Source organism: Rhodopirellula maiorica SM1, assembly GCF_000346295.1.
GTDB lineage: Bacteria > Planctomycetota > Planctomycetia > Pirellulales > Pirellulaceae > Novipirellula > Novipirellula maiorica.
Genome location: NZ_ANOG01000488.1, coordinates 1 through 4,318, shown reverse-complemented (window position 1 = coordinate 4,318; position 4,318 = coordinate 1). Strand labels below are relative to the sequence as shown.

The 4,318-nt window shown below is 55.5% G+C and carries 5 protein-coding genes; 1 reads left to right on the top strand and 4 read right to left on the bottom strand.

From position 1 onward, the window contains the following. A partial coding sequence (locus tag RMSM_RS42645; RefSeq protein ID WP_236622153.1) for a hypothetical protein occupies positions 1-183 on the top strand: 183 nt, incomplete at its 5' end. Positions 184-210: 27 nt separating this feature from the next. On the opposite strand, the gene RMSM_RS15305 is transcribed toward RMSM_RS42645, so the two are convergent. From RMSM_RS15305 to RMSM_RS15290, 4 genes are all read right to left on the bottom strand, one after another. Further along, complete coding sequence (locus RMSM_RS15305) at positions 211-1,719, bottom strand: DUF1559 family PulG-like putative transporter (protein ID WP_008697848.1); 1,509 nt, start codon at positions 1,717-1,719, stop codon at positions 211-213. A 136-nt stretch (positions 1,720-1,855) separates the two neighbouring features. Continuing rightward, positions 1,856-3,361: a hypothetical protein gene (locus RMSM_RS15300; protein ID WP_040767061.1), complete on the bottom strand. Its 1,506-nt coding sequence runs from the start codon at positions 3,359-3,361 to the stop codon at positions 1,856-1,858. Then, on the bottom strand, positions 3,358-4,101 hold the full coding sequence (locus RMSM_RS15295) for a hypothetical protein (protein WP_008697845.1): 744 nt from the start codon (positions 4,099-4,101) through the stop codon (positions 3,358-3,360). The genes RMSM_RS15300 and RMSM_RS15295 overlap by 4 nt, the downstream gene beginning before the upstream one ends. Positions 4,102-4,105: 4 nt before the next feature. Then, the coding region (locus tag RMSM_RS15290) for an RNA polymerase sigma factor (RefSeq protein ID WP_008697844.1) at positions 4,106-4,318 on the bottom strand (213 nt) is incomplete at its 5' end.

Sequence of the window (4,318 nt, the reverse complement as noted above, 5' to 3'; positions counted from 1 at the left end):
GGACGTTCTCTGACGCGTCGCGGCTCACTGAATCAGCAAACCGCTGACGAGTTCCGTGACGCATTGAGCGAGTGCCCTACGAAACTATTGGCGAGTTTCGCTACTGCTTTCGCCCAAACGGCTGATCTACCAAGAGAAACCAGCCTGACGGCGTGCGCGATGTTGTTGACGTTAATCCGATGACCATTCGGTAGCTCAGCCAAACCGATGTCACTTCACCTCGTCCTGCGGAACGACTTCACCGCCTGCCATCGTCAGCAGGGCTTTGAGCGTCTCGGCGGCAATAGTCGGCGTCAATGCACGTGCTGAACCATCGGCAAAGCTGACGATTGCATCGGATTGGTCGGCAAAGAACTGATCGCTCAGCTTGGCTTCCTCCAATTTCCAATCATCCGGCTTCGTCCACGTCACGGCGGCGGATGGAGGAGCCGTAGCGATCCAGACCGTATTGCTTGTGCCGTCGATCATGTTTCGCAAGGTTCGCGGTGGTCCCTCACCGGCCCAGAGGCCACCGGCAATCACGGGAAGACGAATGCGAGAATGGCCGGCCGCCAGATCATCGCCGGCGACCTCAAATACTTGCGGCATCTGCTCGGACAACGGACGGTTGCGTTCACTATCCCAAGGTTCATCCAATTTGAACTTCGCATAGAGCGAGGCTTGGTCGAGATACGGCAGCAATGCGACTCGCCAACTCAGTAGCGGACGGCCTTCTGCATCGACGGTGTACTTGCCAGGCAGAAAACCATGTTTGCCGTGAAAGTTATGTATCGCCAATGCCAGCTGTTTGAAATTGTTGATCGTTTGTCGCCGCTGAGCGTCTTGCCGAGCAGGTTTCGAAATTGATTTTAGGAATACGTTTATTTCTTCAGGGTCGGCTTTGATGACGACGTTGTTTGAATCCACGCTCAGCTTCGGGCGTACTATTCCCGGCGGAATCATCATTAGCAGTTTGGACATCTCTTGCTCGCAAGCCGTTGCCCCGTCGTGATCGGTGCATTGAAACCTTAGTTCCAATGCGGTTGCCGGAGGGAAATCCCAGCCCATCGAGATCGAGCGAACGGACGCAACCCAACGTTGCGGAGAGAAGCCGGTGGGATCGTGGTCGCTCAGTTTTTCAGGCCACAGAAGCGTCAACTCCTGATGGATGTCCGCTGGCAAGCTAATCACCGCTTGGTGAGCAAAGCTCGCCATCGACTGAAGCCCCGCATTGAATTCGTCACGATCGACTTGTTCGCGAGACCCGTTGTTTTGATACTCACTGGCCATCACCGCGGGACAGATCACGACCGCGTGCTCGGTTTCTAAGACGTCAAATTTGTACGGCAGTGAGATGGGATCTAGTAGGTTCGTAAATAGTTTGCTCACGGAGTCTTTGTCACTGCAGGGCGCGACGATACACACGCCGCCATGCAGCAACGCACGGCCGGGAAGCGTGACGTACAGTTGCTTGACGCCAGCGTCAAGCAACGATTTTATGACGCCTTCGGCCAAAGGGACAAACGGTGATTCCCCTGGTTTGCCTGTCAGTTTCGAAAGGATTTGCACCGTTGTCGGGACGTCGATCTGCGTCAAATCCAAATGCGCCGCGGCGATCGTGTCGTGCATCACAACGCCGGATGGAAACATTAGACGCGACTTGGTCGATCTGTCTTGTGCCGTCGCGACGAGTGGCGAACAGACCAGCAGTGCGATCACTGGAAACATTTTGCTGAACACGATGACGGGCTCCCTGAGATTAAAAGGTGTTGATGCAATTCGATAGGTTGGCCGCTAGCGACTAACAGGATTTCACAGAATCATGCCTACCTACTTCAATGCCCCGGTTCACACGATCGCGTATGACGAAAAACGCTTACTTGCGAACCAACTCTAGCACGATGGTGGCGTTGGGGTCCGACAGGTAAGCCGGTTTGGAAATCAGTTTGGCTCGCGTCGCGGTTTCTCGTTCGTAACCAAACGCTTGCTGTGTAAACGGATCCGGCCACGCCGGCAGATTGGTCAATTGGTCGAGCGATGACGGTAACTCGTTTTGAGCTGCCGCATAGTCGCGGATTGCTTCGATCGTGGCCATGCGGGCGATCGTTTGATGCGTTCGCATTTCGGCTTGGCTGGCGGACTTGACGGCTGGCATCAACATGCCGGTGACCATCGCGCCTAAGTTGATCGTTGCGGTGTCCGTTGGCTGGTTTGATTGAATCGTCGCGTCCGTTCGGTCCGCATATTTCATGCGGATCGGGTCAGGAAGGAGCAGCCATTTTGAAAAGTTGTCTTGGATTCGATTGATTTGCGCTGCCGCCGCTCGCACGATCGCCTCGCTGGGGCTCATCGCTCGCACTTCGCTGACATCACTGCCGCTTGCAATCAACTCTGCTCGCGAAGATTCAGTCATCGCGATCATCAATGCACCCGCGATCAGACGAGCTTCCGCATCGCCATTACCGAACCCCGAATCGCCGAGCGTTTGCATGTCAGTAATCGTGCGCACCAATCGATTTCGCCAGACCGCGGGTTCAACCTTGTCCGAGGGCAAATGGGATAGCTCCGGAAACACTCGCGAGACGACTGAAGTTTCAAACTTCAATGCCTCGTTTATATCGGCGATCGAATCAGGTAGCGTGGCGAGTGCCCAGTAAACGTTGGGGCTGTCCTGCATCTGCATCAGCTGCTCGACTTGGTTCAGCATCGTGCCGCTGATCGCGATACCCACCAGCTGGGAAATCAATAGATCCGTCGCGTTGCCCGTCGCTTCGCCCATGCGAAAACCGACACGGATGGAGCGAATCGCGTCATCCGTGCGTCCTTCGGCAATGGCCAAACGAGCTTCTAGGACTAATAGCCGAGCCAATTGACGCATGTTTTGGAACTCCGGCAACAGCAGTTGAACGGTTTCCAAGCCTCGTAGATCGTCAATGCCAAGCTCGTAATGAGAATCACGCATCCGCATTGCCCGATGCAGTTCCGTTAGCACCGTTTGCTGACTGTCTAGATATTTCGAGACTTCCTGCGTTGGCAACTCATCAAGCGGGCCGTTCATCCACAGCTTGTAGTTTTTAAAGAATGGATCGTCGTTGCCGGCAGAGCGATTCATTTCCAACATCATGATCATGGCGCGTTGGAAGGGGACAAACGTATTGCCCGCAACCATTTCGAAGCGGTCCGGCCAGAAGCGAATCTGTAGTGCCGGAACCGGTTCAGGGGCGGGGTGGATTCTCAAGACCTTTGGTTTTTTACGGTCAATCGATGCCGCTGACGTCGGAGGTTTGTAGTCGAGCGGTTGTACCTGGGCTGCGGCGGGGTTCGCCGTTACCGAGACAAAGCAGGCCATCCATGCGATTAATCTAAAACTTTTAGCGTTCATGATTGGAGCCATGTTTCCCATGTGTGCAGCGATTTTCGAGAAGGTAACGGTGGTAGTAGGGGAGGATTGGATTCGTCGACGCGGTCTTGCCGTGATTGATTCTCGGTGGCGTCCAGTACCGGATTCGTGTGGTCCGGGTGGGATGCGACCGGAGGGCGTGATTGCTCGAGCCAAGCCATCATGTCCGCCGAAGGAGGACGCGACGTTAAGGTGACTCCGTTGCTTGAGTACGTGTCTGAGGCTGTTGCAGTTGGCGACGGAACTCCGATCAGCCAGCGAGCAAGGATTGATGGCTCTGATCTAGTGATGGCGGTTCGCATCGGCGACTCGTCTCCCCGCTCCGCTGAATGCCCCTGTTTTGCTGAATGCCCCTGTTTCTCTGAACGCCCCTGTGCCGCTAAGTCGTCGCTTGGCGTTGACGGTTTGTGTTCCACCGCGGCGACCGATTCGGTGGCCGTCGCTGGCGGTGGGAATTCATGTTCGACCGTCGTCATTTGATGGAGCGAGGGAGTCGGGGGCGAATGCCCTAGCCGATAAGAAATAGGCCCCACCAAGATCGCCGTCACACAGGCCGCCACCGCCCATTGTGGCCAATATGGCCGTGACGCCTCGCTCGATTCCGCGCGACTCGCCTGTCCCGCAGCGAACCCACAGCGGTACATCATCGCCGAGGCATCGGTTTGGATCGGAGCGGGAGCCAGTGCGGAAAGCTGTTGTTCAAAATCGGGTTTGTTGTTCATCGCATCATCTCATTTGGTTTTGGTTGGCACGTGCTTGCAATTGTGTCAACGCGTTTTGGTAGCGACGGTTTGCGGTCGCTGCGGACAGACCCATGACGTCGGCAATTTGGCGAAACGTCATCCCACCCCACAGGTGCATCACAATGACTTCACGATCGATCGCATCGAGTTCATCGAGCCACTGGGTGACTTGTTGGCCATCGAGTTGCCCATCTTG